The 23,385-nt window shown below is 72.5% G+C and carries 1 protein-coding gene; it reads left to right on the top strand.

Annotation, left to right across the window (positions count from 1 at the left end):
* A complete protein-coding gene (locus tag K8638_RS42345) occupies positions 1-23,382 on the top strand; it encodes a non-ribosomal peptide synthase/polyketide synthase (protein WP_225938060.1) in 23,382 nt (7,793 codons plus the stop codon).
* The last annotated feature ends 3 nt before the right edge of the window (positions 23,383-23,385 follow it).

The following is a 23,385-nucleotide window of genomic DNA, read 5'->3' on the forward strand; positions in this document are numbered from 1 at the left end:
CTGGCGACCCGCCTCGTGTCTCGCGTGCGCAACGTGCTGCACGTCGAGCTGCCCCTTCGTACCCTCTTCGAGGCCCCCACCCTGGCGCTCCTGGCCGAGCGCATCGAGGCCGCGGGCAGGCCCGTGGGCACGCCCCGGCCGGCGCTGGTGCCTGTCCCGCGCACCGGCGACGCTCCGCTGTCCTTCGCACAGCAGCGCCTGTGGTTCCTCGACCGGCTGCGGCCCGACAGCGCCTTCTACAACCTCCCCGCCGCCGTCCGCCTGGATGGCGCCCTCAACGTCGAGGCCCTGGAGCGTGCCCTCTCCGAGCTGGTCCGCCGGCACGAGGTGCTGCGCTCCACGTTCCACGACCCCGGCACCGGCCCCGTGCAGCGCGTGTCCCCCGAGGCCCGGGTCGCGCTCGAGCGCATGGACCTGTCCGGCCTGCCCGAGGCCGAGCGCGAGGCCGAGGCCCGGCGCCTGGCCAACGTGGAGGCCCGGCGCCCCTTCAACCTGGAGCGTGGTCCCGTGCTGCGCGCCAGCCTGCTGAAGCTGGATGCACGGCGGCACGTCCTGCTGCTCACGCTGCACCACATCGTCACCGACGGCTGGTCCCTCGAAGTGCTGGTGCGCGAGGTGTCCGCGCTCTACGGCGCCTTCTCCGAGGGCCGCCCCTCGCCGCTGCCGGCGCTGCCGCTCCAGTACGCGGACTACGCCGTGTGGCAGCGGACGTGGCTCGACAGTGGCGTCCGTGAGTCGCAGCTCGACTACTGGCGCAAGCAGCTCGCGCGGCTGCCTCCGCTGCTGGAGATGCCGACGGACCGGCCCCGGCCGCCCATCCAGAACTTCCGCGGCACCACGTACACGACGGTGCTGCCCCGCGCGCTGGTGGACGGCGTGCAGGCGCTCGGCCAGCGTGAGGGCGCCACGCCCTTCATGGTGCTGCTCGCGGCGTTCCAGACCGTGCTGCACCGCTACACCGGGCAGTCGGACTTCGCCATTGGTACGGACATCGCCAACCGGCACCAGGTGGAGACCGAGGGCCTCATCGGCTTCTTCGTCAACCAGCTCGTCCTGCGCACGCGGCTGGAGGGCTCGCTCTCCTTCCGCGAGCTGCTGGCCCGGGCGCGCGAGACGATGCTGGAGGCCTCGGCACACCAGGACCTGCCCTTCGAGGAGCTGGTGTCCGCGCTCAACCCGGAGCGCAGCCTCGCCCACTCGCCGCTGTTCCAGCTCAAGCTGACGTATCAGGACGCCGTGGCCCTGGAGCAGGTGGAGCTGCCCGGGCTGCTCTGGAGCCGCGTGCCCGCCGAGGCGGGGACCACCAAGGTGGACCTCACGCTGTCGGTGACGCGCACCCCCAAGGGCCTGGAGTGCCGGTGCGAGTACAGCACCGACCTCTTCGACGAGCGCACCGTGCGGGCCCTGATGGGACACCTGTCCACGGTGCTCGCCGCGGCACTGGAGCGTCCCGAGACGCCCGTCCGTGACCTGCCGCTGCTGGGCGCCGAGGAGCGCCGGCAGGTGCTGGTCGACTGGAACCGCACCGAGGTGGCCTACCCCACCGGCGCGACGGTGCATGGCCTGTTCTCCGCCGCCGCGGCACGCACTCCGGAGGCCGTGGCCGTGGTGGCCGGCGAGCACACCCTCACCTTCGGGGAGCTGGAGCGCCGCTCCAACCAGCTCGCCCACCACCTGCGCTCCCTGGGCGTCGGGCCCGAGGTCCGCGTCGGCCTCTTCCTCGACCGCTCCCTCGAGCTCGTCGTGGGCCTGCTGGGCATCCTCAAGGCCGGCGGCGCCTACGTCCCCATGGACGCGTCCTACCCCGCGGAGCGCCTCGCCTTCCTCGCGCGCGACTCCGGCGTGCCCGTGCTGGTGACGCGCGACGACCTGGCGGACCTGCTGCCTTCCCAGGGCGAGCTGCTGGTCTGCATGGACTCCGACGAGCGGGCGCTGTCGCGGCAGCCCACGCACGCTCCGGAGACGGGCGTGACGAGCGATTGCCTCGCCTACGTCATCTACACGTCCGGCTCCACCGGTCTGCCCAAGGGCGCGATGCTGCCGCACCGGGGCGTGGTGAACTACCTGACGTGGGCCCTGAACGCGTATCGCGTGACAGAGGGCCAGGGCGCGCCGGTGCACTCGTCGGTGTCCTTCGACCTGACCGTCACGAGCCTCATCGCCCCGCTGGTGGCCGGAAGGCCCGTGGTGCTCACGCGCGAGGAAGAAGCCGTCACCGCGCTGGCGGAGACGCTGCGCGCGGGCAACGACTTCAGCCTGGTGAAGCTGACGCCCACGCACCTGAAGCTGCTGGCCGAGCAGCTCCGCCCCGAGGAGTTGGCGGGCCGGACGCGCGCGCTCGTCATCGGCGGCGAGGCGCTCAATGCCGAGTCGCTGCGCCCCTGGCGCCAGTACGCGCCAAAGACGCGCCTCATCAACGAGTACGGCCCCACGGAGACGGTGGTCGGCTGCGTCATCCACGAGGTCTCGGCGGGTGAGCCGGATGCCGGCTCGGTGTCCATTGGCCGGCCCATCGCCAACACCCGGCTGTACGTGCTGGACGCGCGCCTGCAGCCGGTGCCCGTGGGCGTGCCCGGCGAGCTGTACGTCGGCGGTGACGGCGTGGGGCGCGGCTACCTGGGCCGGCCCACGCTGACCGCGGAGCGCTTCATTCCGGACGCGTTCAGCACGACGCCCGGCGCGCGCATGTACCGCACGGGCGACCGCGTGGTGTACCGGGCGGACGGACGGCTCGACTACCTCGGCCGGCTGGACTCGCAGGTCAAGCTGCGCGGCTTCCGTATCGAGCTCGGTGAGATCGAAACCGTGCTGGCCGAGCACCCGTCGGTGCGCGAGGCGGCGGTGGTGCTGCGCGAGGACACCCCGGGTGCCCGCCGGCTGGTGGCCTACGTGTCCGGCGAGGAATCGGCGGAGGCTCCCTCGGCGGAGACGCTCCAGTCCTTCCTGCGCGGACGGCTGCCCGAGCACATGGTGCCGGCCGCCTTCGTGGTGCTGGACGCTCTGCCGCTCACCCCGAACGGCAAGGTGGACCGTCAGGCGCTGCCTGCTCCGGAGAGCACGCAGGCCGCGCAGGAGCGCCCGTTCACCGCACCGCGGAATCCCGTGGAGGAGAAGCTCGCCGCCATCTGGGCGCAGGTGTTGGGCGTCCCGCGAGTGGACATCCACGACAACTTCTTCGAGCGCGGCGGCGACTCCATCAGCGGTATCCAGATGGTGGCTCGCGCGCGCCAGGCCGGGCTCGAGCTCACGCCGACCCAGCTCTTCGAGAACCAGACCATCGCCTCCCTGGCCCGGGTGGTGAGCACCACCACGGCCACCGTGGAGGAGCAGGGCCCTGTGACGGGTGAGATGGCGCTCACCCCCATCCAGCGCTTCTTCTTCGAGCGCGAGCTGCCCGCGCCCCACCACTACAACCAGTCCGTCCTCCTGGTGCTGCGCCGCCGCCTGCAGCCCTCCGTGCTCCAGAAGGCCCTGCTCGCACTCGTCACCCACCACGACGCCCTGCGCCTGCGCTTCTCGCGCTCCGCCCAGGGCGAGTGGCAACAGTCCTTCGCTCCTCCGCCGGACTCCTTCTCTCTGCGCGCGGTTGAGCTGTCCTCCGCTTCCGAGCAGCAGCTGCCCGCCGCCCTCGAGGCCGCCTGCGCCGACGTGCAGCGCAGCCTGCGGCTGGATGAGGGCGTGCTGCTGCGTGCCGCGCTCGTGGAGACAGGCCCCCAGCGGCCCCAGCGTCTCTTCCTCGCCGCGAACCACCTGGGCGTGGACGCGGTGTCCTGGCGAATCCTCCTGGAGGACCTGGAGCTGGCGGTCTCGCAGGCGCTGGAGGCGAAGCCCGTCTCGCTGCCGCCCAAGTCCACCTCGCTGAAGTCCTGGGCTGAGCGGCTCCAGGCCTACGCCCGCTCTCCGGAGCTGGAGAAGGAGCTGCCTCGGTGGACGGCGCTGGCTTCACCGCCGCTGCCCGCCTTCCCCACCGACTCGCAGGGCACCAACACCGTCGCCTCGGCGCGCACCCTCTCCGTCTCCCTGGAGGCCGACACCACCCGGCTGCTCCTCCAGGAGGCCGCTTCCGCCTGGCGTGCCCGGCCCGACGAGCTGCTGCTGTCCTCGCTCGCCGTCGCGCTGTCTCGCTCCTTCGGCCTGCCCTCCGTCCTCGTCGACGTGGAAGGCCACGGCCGCGAGGCCCTCTTCTCCGGCGTGGACCTGTCTCGCACGGTGGGTTGGTTCACCTCCGTGGCTCCCGTGCGCCTCGAGGTGCCCGCCCACGCGTCCCTGGGTGACAACCTGCGCGGCGTGCGCGACAGCCTGCGCGCGCTGCCCCAGCGCGGCATCGGCTTCGGCCTGCTGCGCTACCTGGGCCAGCCTCACGTGGTGGAGGCCATGCGCGCGCTGCCCACGGCGCCCGTGGCCCTCAACTACCTGGGCCAGCTCGACGCCTCCGCCGCGGCTTCCTCCCTGTTCGCCCTGTCCTCCGAGGCTTCGGGCCCGGTCCAGGGTGAGGGCGGCCTGCGCTCGCACCTGCTCGAGCTCAACGCCGTCGTGCTCGACGGCCGGCTGAAGCTCGACTTCATCTACTCCTCCAACCTGCACACGGCCGCTCGTGTGCAGGTTGTCGCCGAGGCGTGCCTCGATGTGCTGCGGCAGCTCGTCTCGCTGCGCACCAGCGCGGACACGCAGCGCTACACGCCCACCGACTTCCCGCTCGCCACGCTGGACGCGGACACCCTCGCGCGCGTGGTGCCCGCGGGCACTCCGGTCGAGGACCTCTACCCGCTCTCGCCCACGCAGCAGGGCATGCTCTTCCACGCCATCATGGCGCCCGGCGCGGGTGAGTACTTCGAGCAGATGACGCTCACCTTCAGCGGTCCCCTGGACGTGGCGGCCTTCCGCCGCGCCTGGGAGACGCTGGTGGCCCGGCACCCGGTGCTGCGTACCCGCTTCCTGTGGGAAGGGCTCTCCGAGCCGCACCAGCTCGTCCAGCCCCGGGCGGAGCTGCCCTGGCGGCAGCTCGACTGGCGCGGCCTGCCCGCCGACGAGCAGCGTGCGCGTGTGGAGGCCTTCCTCGCCGAGGACAAGGCCCAGGGCTTCGAGCTCTCACAGGCTCCGCTCGCGCGCGTGGCGCTCATCCAGCTCGACGGGATGCAGCGGCTCGTGTGGAGCCACCACCACCTGCTGATGGACGGCTGGAGCCAGGGCCGTCTCTTCCAGGAGCTCTTCGTCATCTACGACGCCCTCACCCATGGCCGCGCGCCGCGCCTGGACGAGGCCCCGCCGTACCGGAACTACATCTCCTGGCTGCGCCGGCAGGACTACGCCGCCGCCGAGCGCTTCTGGCGCGAGCGGCTGGCCGGCTTCTCCAGCCCCACGCCGCTGCCCGGAGACCGCGAGCCCGGATCCAAGCAGGCACTCTCGGAGCTGGCCATCCGGCAGGTGCTCCTCTCGCCCCAGGCCACCGCGGCGCTGGGGGCGCTCACCCGCTCGCACTCGCTCACCGTGAGCACGGTGGTGCAGGCCGCCTGGGCACTGGTGCTGGGACGCTCCGCCGATGAGACGGACGTCGTCTTCGGCGCCACCGTGTCCGGCCGTCCGCCCGCGCTGCCCGGCGTGGAGGAGATGGTCGGCCTCTTCATCGGCTCGCTGCCGGTGCGCGTGCGGCTGCCCGGGGATGCCCAGGTGCTGTCGTGGCTGAAGGGGCTCCAGGAGCAGCAGAACGCGCTCCGCCAGTTCGAGTACAGCCCGCTGGCCCAGGTGCAGGGTTGGAGCGGCGTGCCGCGCGGCACCACGCTCTTCAACAGCCTGATCGTCTTCGAGAACTACCCCATCGGCGCCTCGGTGCGGCAGCGGGCCACCGGCCTGGACGTGCGTGACGTCGAGGTCTTCGAGCGCAGCAACTACCCGCTGACGGCCACCATCGTCCCCGGGGAGCAGCTCCTGCTGAAGTTCTCCTACGACACCGGCCGCTTCGACGCGGCGACGGTGGAGCGGCTGTTGCGGCGCTGGAGCGCCGTGCTGGAGTCCTTCGCCACCGCCCCCGAGCAGCCGCTGGCCAACGTCAGCCTGCTCGACGCGGAGGAGCGCCAGCGCGTGCTGGTGGAGTGGAACGACACCCGCGTGGCGTTCCCGGGTGAGTCCACCCTGCACGCCCTCTTCGAGGAGCACGTCGCCCTGCGCCCCGACGCCGTGGCGCTGGAGTCCGCCTCCGAGAAGCTCACCTACCGCCAGCTCGATGAGCGCGCCAACCAGCTCGCCCACGCGCTGCGCCGCATGGGCGTCGGCCCCGACGCCCGCGTCGCCCTGTGCCTGGAGCGCTCCGTCGACCTCATCGTCTGCGTCCTCGGCATCCTCAAGGCCGGCGGCGCCTACGTCCCCCTCGACGCCTCCTACCCCCAGGAGCGCCTGGCCCTCATGGTGGAGGACGCCCGGCCCCAGGTGCTGGTGACGACCCGCTCCATGCTGGAGCGGCTGCCCACGGCCTCCATGCAGCTGTTGCTGCTGGACGAGGCCCGCGCCTCGCTGGCGCAGGAGCCCACCTCCGCGCCCTCCAGCGGCGCCACCGCTCGCAACCTCGCGTACATCGACTTCACCTCCGGCTCCACCGGCCGGCCCAAGGGCGTGTGCATCGAGCACCGCTCCGTCGCTCGCCTCGTCAAGGGCGTGGACTACGCGGAGCTGGGGCCCCAGCACACCTTCCTGCTCATCGCCCCCATCTCCTTCGACGCTTCCACCCTCGAAATCTGGGGCTGCCTCCTCAACGGTGCGCGCCTGGTGCTCTACCCGCCCCAGGCTCCTGGCGATGTGCGCGAGCTGCGTGAGGTCCTCACGCGCCATGGCGTCACCACCCTGCACCTGACGGCCGGTCTCTTCAGCCAGATGGTGGACGCGGACATCCAGGGCCTGGCCTCCGTGCGCCAGCTCCTCACCGGTGGCGACGTCGTCTCCGCGCCGCACGTGCGCCGTGTGCTCTCCGAGCTGAAGATTCCGGTGACGGCCTGCTACGGCCCGACGGAGAGCACGACGTTCACGAGCTGCTTCCGGATGACGGAGCCGTCGCAGCCGGGCAACTCGGTGCCCATCGGCCGGCCCATCGCCAACACCCAGGTGTATCTGCTGGATGGCAACGGACAGCCGGTGCCCGCGGGCGTGCCGGGCGAGCTGTTCGTCGGCGGCGACGGTCTGGCGCGCGGTTACCTCGACGCGGACCTCACCGCCGAGCGCTTCGTGCCCGATCCGTTCGGCCGCGAGCCCGGAGGCCGGCTGTACCGCACCGGTGACCTGGCGCGCTGGCGGCATGACGGCGTGCTGGAGTTCCTCGGCCGCCGCGACACGCAGGTCAAGGTGCGTGGCTACCGCATCGAGGTCGGCGAGATCGAGGCCGTGCTGCTCCGCGTGCCCTCGGTGCGCGAGGCCGTGGTGGTGGCCCGCGAGGACGTGCCGGGCGTGAAGCGCCTGGTGGCCTACGTGGTGACGGCGCCAGGCGAGTCCGTCGACATCGGCGCGCTGCGTGACGCCGTGAAGGACGCGCTGCCCGAGTACATGGTGCCGGCCGCCTTCGTGGGACTCGACGCCCTGCCGCTCACCGCGAACGGCAAGGTGGACCGCAAGGCGCTCCCGGCCCCCACGGGCGAGCGTCCTGAGATGGAGCACGCCTTCGTCGCGCCCCGCACGCCGGTGGAGGAGAAGCTCGCCGCCATCTGGTCGCGCGCCCTGGGCGTGCAGCAGGTGGGCATCCACGACAACTTCTTCACGCTGGGCGGCGACTCCATCATCAGCCTCCAGGTGGTGGCCCGCGCCCGCCAGGTTGGCCTCCAGATTTCTCCGAGGCAGATCTTCGAGCGGCAGACCATCGCGGAGCTGGCCGCGGTGCTCACGCCGGACACCGTCTCCACTCAGGAGGAGCAGGGCCCGGTGACGGGGGAGATGGCACTCACCCCCATCCAGCGCTTCTTCTTCGAGCGCGAGCTGCCCGAGCCCCACCACTACAACCAGTCCGTCCTCCTGGTACTGCGCCGCCGCCTGGAGCCATCCGCGCTCCAGAAGGCCCTGCTCGCACTCGTCACCCACCACGATGCCCTGCGCCTGCGCTTCTCGCGCTCCGCCCAGGGCGAGTGGCAGCAGTCCTTCGCCCCTCCGCCCGACTCGTTCTCGCTGCGCGCGGTTGAGCTGTCCTCCGCTTCCGAGCAGGAGCTGCCCGCCGCCCTCGAAGCCGCCTGCGCCGACGTGCAGCGCAGCCTGCGGCTGGATGAGGGCGTGCTGCTGCGCGCTGCCCTCGTGGAGACCGGTCCCCAGCGGCCCCAGCGCCTGTTCGTCGCCGCGCATCACCTCGTCGTCGACACCGTCTCCTGGCGCATCCTCCTGGAGGACCTGGAGCTGGCGGTCTCGCAGGCGCTGGAGGCGAAGCCCGTCTCGCTGCCGCCCAAGTCCACCTCGCTGAAGTCCTGGGCCGAGCGGCTTCAGACCTACGCCCGGTCTCCGGAGCTGGAGAAGGAGCTGCCCCGGTGGACGGCGCTGGCCTCACCGCCGCTGCCTGCCCTCCCCACCGACTCGCAGGGTGCCAACACCGTCGCTTCGGCGCGTACTCTCTCCGTCTCCCTGGAGGCCGACACCACCCGGCTGCTCCTCCAGGAGGCCGCTTCCGCCTGGCGCGCCCGGCCCGACGAGCTGCTCCTGTCCTCGCTCGCCGTCGCCCTCTCGCGCTCCTTCGGCCTGTCCTCCGTCCTCGTCGACGTGGAGGGCCACGGACGTGAGGCCCTCTTCTCCGGAGTGGACCTGTCCCGCACCGTCGGCTGGTTCACCTCCGTGGCGCCCGTGCGTCTCGAGGTGCCTGCCCACGCGTCCCTGGGTGACAGCCTGCGCGGCGTTCGCGACAGCCTGCGCGCGCTGCCCCAGCGCGGCATCGGCTTCGGTCTGCTGCGCTACCTGGGCTCGTCGCAGACCCAGGACTCGCTGCGTGCGCTGCCCAAGGCCCCCGTCGCTTTCAACTACCTCGGCCAGCTCGATGCCTCCGCTGCGGCCTCTTCTCTGTTCACCCTGTCCTCCGAGGCTTCCGGCCCGACCACGGGCGAGGGCGGCCTGCGCTCGCACCTCATCGAGTTCGATGCGCTCGTACTGGAAGGCCGGCTGAAGCTCGACCTCCGCTACTCGCCGAACCTGCACACGGCCGAGCGCATCCAGGCTGTCGCCGAGGCGTGCCTCGACGTACTGCGGCAGCTCGTCTCGCTGCGCACCAGCGCGGACACGCAGCGCTACACGCCCACCGACTTCCCGCTCGCCACGCTGGACGCGGAGACCCTCGCACGCGTGGTGCCCAACGGCACCCCGGTCGAGGACCTCTACCCGCTCTCGCCCACGCAGCAGGGCATGCTCTTCCACACCCTGCTCGAGCCCTCCGACGGCGACTACTTCGAGCAGCTCACGTGGCGCATCCGGACGCCGCTGGACGCGGCGGCCTTCCGCCGCGCCTGGGAAGCCCTGGTCGCTCGCCACGCCGTGTTCCGCACCAGCTTCCACTGGGAGAACCTCTCCGAGCCGCACCAGCTCGTCCTGCCGAAGGTGGAGCTGCCGTGGCAGGAGCTCGACTGGCGCGAGGTGCCGGAGGCCGATCTGCCCGCGCGGCTCGACAGCTTCCTGCGCGCGGACCGTGCGCTCGGCTTCGACCTCTCGCGCCCGCCGCTCGCGCGCGTCACCACGATGCGCCAGGGTGACGGCACGTGGCGCGTGGTCTTCAGCCACCACCACCTCCTGCTGGACGGCTGGAGCCAGGGCCGCATCTTCCAGGAGCTGTTCTCCCTCTACGACACGTTCGCTCGCGGCGAGACGCCGAAGCTGCCGCCCGTGCCCGCGTACCAGGCCTACATCGCCTGGCTGCGGCGCCAGGACTACGGCCGGACCGAGCGCTTCTGGCGCGAGACGCTCACGGGCGTCACGGGCCCCACGCCCCTGCCCGCCGCGCTGCCCACCGCCATCGCGAACGCCCCCAAGGGCCTGCACGAGCGCGAGGTGCGCCTGTCCCGTCAGGCCACCGCCGCCCTCCAGTCCCTGGCCCGCCAGCACGGGCTCACGCTGAACACCGTGGTGCAGGGTTCCTGGGCCCTCATGCTGGGGCGCTACGCCGGTGAGACGGACGTCGTCTTCGGCGCCACCGTCTCCGGCCGCCCGCCCGAGCTGCCCGGCGTGGAGGAGTTCGTCGGCCTCTTCATCAACACCCTCCCCGTCCGCGTGAGCCTGCCTCCCGGCGAGAAGGTGCTGAGCTGGCTCACGCGCCTCCAGGCGCAGCAGGCCGCCCTCCGCCAGCAGGAGCACAGCCCGCTGGCGCAGGTGCAGGGCTGGAGCGGCGTGCCGCGCGGCACGCCCCTTTTCGAGAGCATCCTCGTCTTCGAGAACTACCCCATCGACGAGGCCGTGCGTCAGCGCGCGGGCGGCATGGAGCTGGACGACATCCATGCACTGGAGCGCACCAACTACGCGCTCAGCGCCGTGGTCATCCCCGGCAACGAGCTGGTGCTGACGCTCTCCGGTGATACCCGCCGCTTCGAGGCCTCGGCCCTGGAGCGGCTCCTCGGCCAGTGGCGCACCGCCCTGGAGGGCATCGCCGCCCAGCCCGAGCAGCTCCTCGCCGACGTGCCCTGGCTCACCGCCGAGCAGCAGAAGCAGCTCATCGTCGAGTGGAACGACACCCGCACGGACTTCCCGACCGGCGCGTGCGTGCACCAGCTCTTCGAGGCCCAGGCCGCGCGCACTCCGGACGCGGTGGCCCTCTCGTTCGAGGGAGCCCACCTCACCTACCGTGAGCTGGACGGCCGCGCGAACGCGCTCGCGCATGCCCTGCACCGCATGGGCGTGGGCCCCGAGGTGCGCGTCGGCGTGTGCCTGGAGCGCTCGCTCGAGCTCGTCATCGCCCTCATGGGCATCCTCAAGGCCGGCGGCGCCTACGTGCCGCTGGACCCGGGCTACCCCCGTGAGCGCCTCGCTGCCGTGCTCGAGGACGCCGGGCCCGAGGTCATCCTCACGCACCCGTCGCTCGCCGAGCGCCTGCCTTCGCACGAGGCCATGACGCTGTTCCTCGATGCCACGGAGGTCGACGCGGGCAAGCTGCCCACCGCGCCGCCCGAGTCCGGCGTCACGCCCGAGAACACCGCCTACGTCATCTTCACCTCCGGCTCCACCGGCCGTCCCAAGGGCGCGATGAACGCCCATGCCGGCGTGGTGAACCGCCTGCGGTGGATGCAGGCCGCGTACGGGCTGGGCTCGGAAGACAGCGTCGTCCAGAAGACACCGTTCAGCTTCGACGTCTCCGTGTGGGAGTTCTTCTGGCCGCTGATGACGGGTGCGCGGCTCTTGGTCGCCCGGCCCGGCGGACACCAGGACAGCGCGTACCTCGCGCGCCTCTTCCAGCAGGAGCGCGTCACCACGGTGCACTTCGTGCCGTCCATGCTCGCCGCGTTCCTGGAGGAGCCCGAGCTGTGGCGGTGCGGCGGCCTGCGCCGGGTCATCTGCAGCGGTGAGGCCCTGCCGGCGGAGGTGGCCGAGCGCTGCCTGGAGCGGCTCGGCGCCGAGCTGCACAACCTCTACGGCCCGACCGAGGCCGCGGTGGACGTCACCGCCTGGCCCGTCCAGCGCGGAGCGCACCCGCGCGGCATCCCCATTGGCCGTCCCATCGCCAACACGCGCATCCACCTGCTGGATGGGCGCATGCGCCCGGTTCCCGTGGGCGTTGCCGGTGAGCTGTACATCGGCGGCGTGCAGGTGGGCCGCGGCTACCAGGGCCGCCCCGACCTCACCGCCGAGCGCTTCGTGCCGGACCCGTACTCGCCCACTCCAGGCGCGCGGCTGTACCGCACCGGTGACCTGGCGCGCTACACGCCCGAGGGCGTCATCGAGTACCTGGGCCGCACCGACTTCCAGGTGAAGGTGCGTGGCTTCCGCATCGAGCTGGGTGAAATCGAGACGGTGCTCGGCCAGCACCCGTCCGTGCGCGACTGCGTCGTGGTGGCGCGCAACGAGGGCGGCGACCGCAAGCGCCTCGTGGGCTACCTCGTGGCGAAGGCGGGCCACACCGCGGACATCGCGGTGCTGCGCGCGTGGTTGGAGGCGAAGCTGCCGGAGCACATGGTGCCTTCGGCCCTCGTGGTCATGGATGCCCTGCCACTGACCTCCAGCGGCAAGGTGGACCGCCGCGCCCTGCCCGCCCCGGGCAGCCAGCGCACCGAGACGGAGCGGACCTACGTCGCGCCCCGCACGCCGGTGGAGGAGACGCTCGCCGCCATCTGGTCCAAGGTGCTGGGCGTGGAGCGCGTCGGCGTCCACGACAGCTTCTTCGAGCTGGGCGGTGACTCCATCATCAGCCTGCAGATTGTCGCGCGGACCCGCCAGGCCGGGCTGAAGCTCACCCCCCGCCAGCTCTTCGAGCGGCCCACCATCGCCGCGCTGGCGCAGGTGGTCTCCGAGGTGGTGACGGCCCGCGACGAGCAGGGCCCCGTCGTCGGCCCGCTGCCCCTCACCCCCATCCAGCGCTTCTTCTTCGAGCGCGGCCTGCCGCACCCGGAGCGCTTCACACAATCCGTGATGCTGGAGCTGCCGCGCGAGCTGGAGTCCTCGCGGCTGGAGCAGGCGCTGCAAGCGGTCGTTGGTCACCATGACGCGCTCCGTCTGTGCTTCCTCCGCACGGAGGCGGGCTGGACGCAGTCCTGCGCGGCCCCCGGCGCGAAGGTGGCGCTGCGGGAGGTCTCCCTCTCCGGCGCCCCCGAGGCGGAGCACCCCGCCGCCCTGGCCACCCTGGCGGGTGAGCTGGAGCGCACCCTGAGCCTGGAGGAGGGCCTGCTGCTGCGGGCCGCCCTCGTGCGCCGTGGCGCTGGCCGCACCGGCCGGCTGCTGCTCGTGGCGCACCACCTCGGCGTGGATGCCGTCTCCTGGAGCTCCATCCTGGAGGATCTGGAGACAGCGTACGAGCAGCTCGCTCGCGGCGCCGCCGTGGCGCTGCCGCCCAAGACGACGTCCGTGCGCACCTGGGCGGAGAAGCTCGCCGCCCGTGCCACGTCGCAGGAGACCGAGGCCGAGCTGCCCCTGTGGAAGGAGCTGCTCCCCGCGACGGCACAGCGCCTGCCCGTGGACCGCACCGAGGGTGCCAACACCCACGGCTCCGCGCGCACCGTCACCGTCACGCTGGGTGCCGAAGCGACGCAGCAGCTCTTGAAGGAGGTGCCGGGCCTCTACCGCGCCAACATCGACGACGTGCTGCTCGCCGCCCTGGCGCGTGGCCTGTCACGCCACGCAGGCGCGCGGGTGCTCGTCGACGTCGAGGGCCATGGCCGTGAGTCTCTCTTCGAGGACGTGGACCTGTCCCGCACCGCGGGCTGGTTCACCAGCCTCACCCCGCTGGCGCTGCCCACCTCGGCGACGCCGGGCGAGGCGGTGCGGGCGGTGCGCGACATGCGCCGCCGGATGCCGCACGCGGGCCTGGGCTACGGACTGCTCCGCTACCTGGGCAGCCCGTCGGCCCGCCAGACGCTGGCGGCCATTCCGTCCGCGGACGTGCTCTTCAACTACGTCGGCCAGATTGACGCCGCGGTGGCGGGCTCGCGCCTCTTCCGCCCCGCGCCCGAGCCGCTGCACACGGGCGACGCGGACGCGCCGCGCAGCCACCTGCTGGAGATCAACGGCCGCGTGTTCGGCGGCCGGCTGGAGCTGAGCTGGACGTACAGTGAGAACCGGCACACCCGCGAGACGGCCGAGTCGCTCGCGCGGGAGTGCCTGGCTGCCCTGGAGGCCATCGTCTCCGGCCGCGCTTCCGCCGACGCGCGCAAGCGGACCGCGGGGGACTTCAACCTCGTCCGCCTGCCGCCGCACGTGCTGGAGAACCTGCTGGCCGACGCCGGCGACGTCGAGGACGTGTACCCGCTGGCTCCGCTCCAGCAGGGCATGCTCTTCCACGTGCTGCTGGCGCCCACCGCGGGTGACTACCTCCAGCAGCTCACCTGGACGGTGCACTCGCCGCTGCGCCTGGACGTGCTGCGGCGCGCCTGGCAGCACGTGGTGGACCGCCACGCCGTGCTGCGCACCGGCTTCCGCTGGGAGGGGCTGCCCGAGCCGCTCCAGGTGGTGCATGCGAAGGCCGAGCTGCCTTGGGAGGAGCTGGACTGGAGCGGCCTCACCTCCGCCGAGGAGCAGGCGCGGCTGGAGTCCTTCCTCGAGGAGGACCGGACGCGCGGCTTCACGCTGTCGAAGCCCCCGCTCATGCGGGTGAAGGCCATCCGCCTCGCGGGCGGCATCCACCGCTTCGTGTGGAGCTTCCACCACATGCTGCTGGACGGGTGGAGCATCGGCATCTTCTTCCGCGAGCTCTTCTCCGCCTACGACGCCCTTGTGCACGGCCGCGCACAGCCGCGCGACGAGGCGCCGGGCTTCCGCGACTACATCGCCTGGCTGTCACAGCACCCGAGCTCCGCCTCCGCGCCCTTCTGGAAGAGCCAGCTCGCGGGCTTCAGCGCCCCCACGCCGCTCCCCGGCCGCCGGCCCGCGGGACGCGCGGCTCATGCGCACGCGCGCGGTGACGCGGCCCTGGTGCTCTCCGCGAGCACCACCGCCGCGTTGCAGGACTTCGCGCGACAGCACCAGCTCACCCTCAACACCCTGGCCCAGGGCACGTGGGCGGTGCTGCTCGGCCGCCACGCGGACACCGACGACGTCGTCTTCGGCGCCACCGCCGCCGGCCGTCCGCCGGAGCTGCCCGGCGTCAACGGCATGCTGGGCATGTTCATCAACTCGCTGCCGGTGCGGGCGCGCCTGTCGCCCGAGCAGCCACTGCTGCCCTGGCTGCGCGAGCTCCAGGCCACGCAGCTCGAGTCGCGCCAGCACGAGCACAGCCCGCTGGTGGAGGTGCAGGGCCACAGCAACGTGCCGCGCGGGCAGCCGCTCTTCGAGAGCCTGCTGGTGTTCGAGAACTACCCGGTGGACGCCTGGGTGCAGGAGCGGGCCAGCGGCGTGGACGTGCGCGGCGTGCGCTTCGTCGAGCGCACCACCTACCCGCTCAGCATCAACGTCATCCCCGGCACGCAGCTCGCCTTCCAGGTGTCCTACGAGCAGCCGCGCCTGGACGCGGCCACTGTGGACCGCATGCTGGGCCACTGGCGCACGCTGCTGGAGGGGCTGGTGGCCCGCCCCGATGCGCGCCTGGGCGACCTGCCGCTGCTGGGCGCCGAGGAGCGCCGGCAGGTGCTGGTCGACTGGAACCGCACCGGCGTCGCGTACCCCACCGACGCGACGGTGCATGGCCTGTTCTCTCAAGCCGCGGCTCGCACTCCCGAGGCCGTGGCCGTGGTGGCCGGCGAGCACACCCTCACCTTCGAGGAACTGGATCGGCGCTCCAACCAGCTCGCCCACCACCTGCGCTCGCTGGGCGTCGGGCCCGAGGTCCGCGTCGGCCTCTTCCTCGACCGCTCCATCGAACTCGTCGTGGGCCTGCTGGGCATCCTCAAGGCCGGCGGCGCCTACGTCCCCATGGACGCGTCCTACCCCGCGGAGCGCCTCGCCTTCCTCGCGCGCGACTCCGGCGTGCCCGTGCTGGTGACGCGCGACGACCTGGCGGACCTGCTGCCTTCCCAGGGCGAGCTGCTGGTCTGCATGGACTCCGACGAGCGGGCGCTGTCGCGGCAGCCCACGCACGCTCCGGAGACGGGCGTGACGAGCGACTGCCTTGCCTACGTCATCTACACCTCCGGCTCCACGGGCCGTCCCAAGGGCGCGATGCTGCCACACCGGGGCGTGGTGAACTACCTGACGTGGGCCCTGGAGACGTACCGCGTGGCGGAGGGCCAGGGCGCACCGGTGCACTCGTCCGTGTCCTTCGACCTCACGGTGACGAGCCTCATCGCCCCGCTGGTCGCGGGTCGTCCGGTGGTGCTGGCCCGTGAGGAAGACGCGGTGTCGGCGCTGGCGGAGACGCTGCGCGCGGGCAACGACTTCAGCCTGGTGAAGCTGACACCCACGCACCTGAAGCTGCTGGCCGAGCAGCTCCGTCCCGAGGAGCTGGCGGGCAAGGCCCGTGCGCTGGTCATCGGCGGCGAGGCGCTCACGGCGGATGCGATTCGCCCGTGGCGTGAGCACGCGCCGAAGACACGCCTCATCAACGAATACGGCCCCACCGAGACGGTGGTCGGCTGCTCCATCCACGAGGTGGGCGCGGACGAGACCATCCACGGCTCGGTGTCCATCGGCCGGCCCATCGCCAACACCCAGCTCTACGTGCTGGACGCGCGCCTGCAGCCGGTGCCTGTGGGCGTGCCCGGCGAGCTGTACATCGGCGGCGACGGCGTGGGCCGTGGCTACCTCAACCGGCCGGAGCTGACGGCGGATCGCTTCATTCCGGACGCGTTCAGCACGACGCCCGGCGCGCGCATGTACCGCACGGGTGACCGCGCGGTGTACGGCGCGGACGGGCGCCTGGAGTACCTGGGCCGCCTGGACGAGCAGGTGAAGATTCGCGGCTTCCGCATCGAGCCGGGCGAGGTGGAGGCGGAGCTGCTGCGCCTCCCGTCCGTCGCCGAGGCCGTGGTGGTGGCGCGCGAGGACGTGCCGGGCGACAAGCGCCTGGTGGCCTACGTCGTGGCCCGCACCGAGGGCGTCACGGCGGTGGAGCTGCGCCGTCACCTGGAGAAGTCGCTGCCCGAGCACCTGGTGCCCGCGGCCTTCGTCCTCCTGGACGCGGTGCCGCTCACCCCGAACGGCAAGGTGGACAAGAAGGCGCTGCCCGCACCGGAGTCCGGCTCGGACGAGGCGACCTTCGTCGCGCCGCGCACCCCGGACGAGGAGCTGCTGGCCGGCATCTGGGCCAACGTCCTCCACGTGGAGCGCGTCGGCCGGCACGACGACTTCTTCGACCTGGGTGGCCACTCCCTGCTGGCCACGCAGCTCGTCTCCCGCCTGCGTTCCGTCTTCGGCGTGGAACTGCCGCTGGCCGAGATCTTCGACGCCCCCACGGTGGAGAAGATGGCGGAGCGCCTGGCGCGCGCGGCGGAGAAGCGCGGCCCCGTGGCACCGCCGCTCGTCGCGGCGGACCGCTCCGGGAAGCTGCCGCTGTCCTTCGCCCAGCAGCGCCTGTGGTTCCTGGATCAGCTCGAGCCCGGCAGCGAGACGTACAACGTGCCCACGGCCCTGCGGCTGGAGGGCGCGTTGGATGTCTCCGCCCTGGAGAAGGCGTTCGCGGAGCTGGTGCGCCGCCACGAGTCGCTGCGCACCACCTTCCCCGCCGAGGCCGGCCAGCCCGTGCAGCGCATCTCGCCCCCGGGCCCGCTGCCGCTGCCGTGCGTGGACCTGTCCGCCCTGCCCGAGCCCCAGCGTGACGCAGAGGCGCGGCGGCTCGCGGCGGCGGAGGCCCGGAAGCCGTTCTCGCTCGCCGAGGGCCCGCTGCTGCGCACGGCCCTGCTGCGCCTGGGCGCCGAGGACCACGTCCTGCTGCTGACGATGCACCACATCGTCTCCGACGGCTGGTCCGTGGGCGTGCTGGTGCGTGAGATGGCGGCCCTCTACGCCGCCTTCCGGGACGGCCAGGCGTCGCCGCTGCCCGAGCTGACGCTCCAGTACGCGGACTACGCGGCCTGGCAGCAGGAGTGGCTGCGCGGCGAGGTGCTGGAGTCACAGCTCGACTGGTGGCGCGAGCAGCTCGAGGGCGCACCGGCGGTGCTGGAGCTGCCCACGGACTTCCCGCGTCCGGCGGTGCGCTCGTTCAAGGGCGCCACGCTCACCACCACCTTCCCGCCGGAAGTGGCCGCCGCCGTGCGCGCCTTCAGCCAGCGTGAAGGCGTCACCCCGTTCATGACGTTGCTGGCGGCCTTCCAGGTGCTCCTGTCGCGCTACAGCGGCCAGGATGACATCGTCGTCGGCACCGACATCGCCAACCGCAACCGCGCCGAGACGGAGGGCCTCATCGGCTTCTTCGTCAACCAGCTCGTGCTGCGCTCGCGCCTGGATGAGGCGACGAGCTTCCGCTCGCTGCTGGCCCAGGTGCGCCGCACCACGCTGGGCGCCTACGCCCGCCAGGACCTGCCCTTCGAGGAGCTGGTCAAGGCCATCAACCCGGAGCGCAGCCTCGGCCACGCGCCGCTGTTCCAGGTGAAGCTGGTGCTCCAGAACGCGCCCATGTCGCGGCTGGAGGTGCCCGGCCTGGCCCTCAGCGGCCTGGAGGGGGGCACCCACGTCGCCCGCTTCGACATGACGCTCGCCGTCACCGAGGCCCCCGAGGGCCTGGCGTGGCTCTGCGAGTACAGCACCGAGTTGTTCGAGGCCGCGACCATCGAGCGCATGTTCGGCAACCTGCGCACGCTGCTGGAGGCGGCGGTCGCCCGGCCCGACACGGCCCTGCACGCGCTGCCCCTGCTCACCGAGGCCGAACAGCAGGCCCTGCTGAAGGACTGGAGCACCGGCCCCGCGGCGCCCGCCGAGGCCGTGGCCCATCAGCTCTTCGAGGCCCAGGCCGCGCGGACTCCGGATGCCATCGCCGTCTCCTACGGGGACCAGCGGCTCACCTACCGTGAGCTCGACACGCGCGCGAACCAGCTCGCGAACTACCTCCAGGCCCGCGGTGTCGGACCCGACATGCGCGTCGCCCTGTGCGTGGGCCGCTCGCTGGACTTCGTCGTCTCCATCCTCGGCATCCTCAAGGCCGGCGGCGCCTGGCTGCCGTTGGATCCGTCGCTGCCGCACGACCGCCTGGGCTTCATGCTCCAGGACGCGGCGCCTCCCGTCCTCGTCACCTGGGAGCGCCTCGCCGATGAGCTGCCCTCGCGTGGCGAGCTGATTGTCTGCGTGGATGCCGAGGCGGATGCCATCGCCCGCGAGTCCACCCAGCCTCCGCGCGCGGCAGTGGGCCCGGAGCACCTCGCGTACGTCATCTACACGTCCGGCTCCACCGGCCGGCCCAAGGGCACGCTGCTGACGCATCGCGGCCTCTGCAACACCGCCCGCGCCGCCTCCGGCCTGCTGCACCTGGGCCCCGGGAAGACGGCGCTCCAGTTCGCCGCGCCGGGCTTCGACGCCTCGGTGTGGGAGACGTTCTCCGCCCTGCTCTCCGGCGCGCGGCTGGTGCTGTCCGACAGCGACAACCTGCTGCCGGGCGACCCGCTCCACGCGCTGCTGTCCCGCGAGGCCGTCACCACCGTCACGCTCACCCCGTCCACGCTGGCGCGCCTCGCTCCCGAGAGCCTGCCCGCGCTGGAGACGGTGGCCGCCGCCGGTGAGGCCGTGTCGCCCGACCTCGTCCGCCGCTGGGGCCCGGGCCGCCGCTTCCTCAATGCCTACGGCCCCACAGAGGTCGCCGTGTGCGCCAGCGTCAGCGACGACGTCTCGCCCGAGCGTCCCACCATCGGCCGGCCCCTGCCCGGCGTCGAGGTGTACGTCCTGGACGAGCGGCTGCAGCCCGTGCCCGCGGGCATTCCGGGTGAGCTGCTCGTCGGTGGCCTGGGCCTCGCGCGCGCCTACCTGGGCCGCCCGGAGCTGACCGCCGACCGCTTCGTGCCGCACCCCTACTCGGCCACGCCGGGCGCCCGCCTGTACCGCACGGGCGACCGCGTGCGCTGGCTGAAGGACGGCAACCTGGAGTTCCTCGGCCGCGCCGACCAGCAGGTGAAGCTGCGCGGCTTCCGCATCGAGCTGGGCGAGGTGGAGTCCGTCCTCTCCTCGCACCCGTCCGTGGCCCAGGCCGTGGCCATGGTGCGCGAGGACATCCCCGGAGACCCGCGCCTCATCGCGTGGCTCGTCCCCCACGAGGGCGAGTCCGTGGACGCGTCCGCGCTGCGCACGTGGCTCCAGCAGCGGCTGCCGGACTACATGGTCCCGTCCGCGTTCGTGACGATGGCCGCCTTCCCGCTGTCCTCCAGTGACAAGGTGGACCGCAAGGCCCTGCCGGCGCCCGACGCCGCCTCCGGCCGCGAAGACAGCTTCGTCCCGCCGTCCTCGCCCACCGAGGAGCTGGTCGCGGCCATCTGGTCCGAGGTGCTCCACGTCGAGAGCGTGGGAGCGAAGGACGACTTCTTCGCGCTCGGCGGCCACTCGCTCCTGGCCACCCAGCTCATCTCCCGCATCCGCGACACCTTCCGCGTGGAGCTGCAGCTCCGTGAGTTCTTCGAGTCGCCGACGCTCTCCGCGCTCGCCGCCCGCATCGACGCGGCGGTGCGCGCCGGCCATGGGCTCCAGGCTCCGCCGCTGGTGCCCGTGTCCCGAGAGGGCACGCTGCCGCTGTCCTTCTCGCAGCAGCGCCTGTGGTTCATCGATCAGCTCGAGCCCGGCAGCGCGGCCTACAACATCCCGTCCGCCCTGCGGCTCACGGGCACCCTGGATGCCGGGGCCCTGGAGCGCGCCTTCACCGAGCTCGTCCGCCGTCACGAGGCGCTGCGCACCCGCTTCGTCTCCGTGAATGGCCAGGCCGCCCAGCACATCTCCCCGCCCGCGGCCTTCCCGCTGGCCACGGTGGACCTGACGGCCCTGCCCGCCGAGACGCGCGAGGCCGAGGCCCACCGCATCGTGGGCGCCGAGGCCGTGCGGCCCTTCGACCTCGCTCGGGGGCCGCTGCTGCGCGCCAACCTGCTGCGGCTGGGCACCGAGGACCACGTCCTGATGCTGGTCATGCACCACATCGTCTCCGACGGCTGGTCCATGGGCGTGCTCGTCCGGGAGTTGACGGCGCTCTACGCGGCCTTCACCTCCGGCCGCCCGTCGCCCCTGCCGGAGCTGTCCGTGCAGTACGCGGACTTCGCGGCGTGGCAGCGCAACTGGCTGCAAGGCGAGGCGCTGGCCACGCAGCTCGGCTGGTGGCGCGAGCAGCTCGACGGCGCGCCGCCGCTGCTGGAGCTGCCCACGGACTTCCCGCGCCCGGCGGAGCCCACGTACCGGGGCGCCCGCTTCAAGACGACGCTGCCCCGTGAGCTGTCCGAGGCGCTGCGGACCACCAGCCGCCGCGAGTCCACGACGCTCTTCTCCGTGCTGCTGGCCGCGTACCAGGCCTGGCTGTCGCGGCTGAGCGGACAGCGTGACGTGGTGGTGGGCACCGTCATCGCCCAGCGCAACCAGGCGAAGACCGAGGACCTCATCGGCTTCTTCGTCAACCAGCTCGCCCTGCGCGCCCGCCTGGATGACGACCCGACCGTCAGGCAGATGCTGGCCCGCACCCATGAGACGGTGTTGGCGGCGCACGCGCACCAGGAGCTACCGTTCGAGGAGCTCGTGAAGGCGCTCAACCCCGAGCGCAGCCGGGCGCACGCCCCCATCTTCCAGGTGCAGCTGGTGCTCCAGAACACGCCGCCGCCCATCCTGGACGTCCCAGGCGTGAGCTTCTCGCCCGTGGAGCTGGACACCGCCTCCACGCGGCAGGACCTGCTGCTCTCCGTGATGGAGACGGAGCAGGGCCTCTCCTGCACGTGGGAGTACGACCGGGACCTCTTCGAGGCCGCCACCATCGAGCGGTGGGTCGCGTCCTTCCAGCGCGTGCTGGAGACCTTCGTCAACGAGCCCGGGCAGCGGCTGTCCCGCCTGCGCATGCTCTCCGACGAAGAGCAGCGCCAGTTGCTCGTGCAGTGGAACGACACGGCGCGCCCCCTCGCGGACGCGCCGAGCCTGCACGGCCTCGTCGAGGCCGCCGCCACGCGCACGCCCGACGCCATCGCGCTGGAGGGCGGCGAGCGGCAGGTGCGCTACGGCGAGCTGGACCGCCGCGCGAACCAGGTGGCCCGCGCGCTGCGCCAGCGTGGCGTGAAGGCGGAGACGCCGGTGGTCCTCTGCGCGGAGCCCACACCGGACTTCGTCGTGGGGCTGCTCGGCATCCTCAAGGCGGGTGGCGTCTACGTCCCGCTGGACCCGACGTTGCCTCGCGAGCGTGGCGCGGCACTGCTGGAGGACACCCGCCCCGCGGTCATCCTCACCCAGCAGCGCTTCGCCCAGGGCCTCGCGGCGGCGGGCGCTCCGCTCGTTGTCCTGGATGAGGAGGGCGGCGAGCTGTCCCGCCAGCCGGAGACCTCGCTGGACGCGAAGGTGCTGCCCGGTCAGCTCGCGTACGTCATCTTCACCTCGGGTTCCACGGGCACGCCCAAGGGCACCCTGCTGGAGCACCGGGGCGCGGTGAACACCGTCATGCAGGCGGCGCGCGAGCTGGAGCTGGGCCCGGGCCGCCGCGTCCTGCAGAACGTGTCCATGGCCTTCGACGTGTCGGTGATGGAGATCTTCTCCACGCTGTCCGCGGGAGCCACGCTGGTGCTGGTGCCGCCGGAGCAGCGCATCCCGGGCACCGACCTCCAGCGCGTGCTGGGCGAGCACCGCATCACCAACGCGGTCCTGACGCCCTCCATGCTGTCCGTGCTGGACCCGAAGGAGCTGCCGGAGCTGGTCACCGTGCTGACGGGTGGCGAGGCCTGCCCGCCGGAGCTGGCGGACCGCTGGAGCCAGGGCCGCCGCGTGGTGAACCAGTACGGCCCCACGGAGACGACCGTCTGCGCCACCAGCACCGTGCACGTGCCGGGCAGCGGCCGCCTGCCGATTGGCCGGGCCTACCCCAACACGCGCCTCTACGTGCTGGACGAGGCGCTCCAGCCCGTGCCCGCGGGCGTCGCCGGTGAGCTGTACATCGGCGGCGCGGGCGTGGCGCGCGGCTACCTGCGCCGGCCGGAGCTGACGGCGGAGCGGTTCGTCCCCGACCCCTTCTCCACCGAGCCCGGAGCGCGGCTGTACCGCACCGGCGACAAGGTGCGGATGCGGCTGGACGGCAACCTCGAGTTCCTCGGCCGCCTGGACTTCCAGGTGAAGCTGCGCGGCTTCCGCATCGAGCTGGGTGAAATCGAGTCCGTGCTGGCCTCGCACCCGGCCGTGGAGCAGGCCGTCGTGGTGGTCCGCGAGGACGCGCCGGGAGACAAGCGGCTGGTGGCGTACGTGAAGCTACGGGAGTCCCTCTCCGGGGGCACGACCGCGCTGCGCGCCGCCATGAAGGAACGGCTGCCGGGCTACATGGTGCCTTCCGCCATCGTCGTGCTGGACGCCTTCCCGCTCAACCGCAGCGGCAAGGTGGACCGCAAGGCGCTGCCCGCACCGGAGGCGGATGCCCGGCGCGACAGGCCCAACGTCGCGCCCCGCAACGAGACGGAGCAGCAGCTCGTCTCCATCTTCTCCGAGCTGCTGGGCGTGTCCGGCATCGGCATTCACGACGACTTCTTCGAGCTGGGCGGCCACTCGCTGCTGGCGACTCGCGCCGCCGCCCGCATCAGCAGCGCCTTCGACCTGGAGCTGCCGGTGCGCACGCTCTTCGACAACACCACCGTGGAAAACCTCGCCGTTCGCATCCTGGAGCTGCAGGCCGAGCAGATCGACCTCGGCCGCCTCGAGGAGCTGATGGCCGCGATGAAGGACTCCGAGAACTGACCT

The sequence above is a fragment of the Myxococcus sp. RHSTA-1-4 genome (assembly GCF_020037125.1).
Taxonomy (GTDB): Bacteria; Myxococcota; Myxococcia; order Myxococcales; family Myxococcaceae; genus Myxococcus.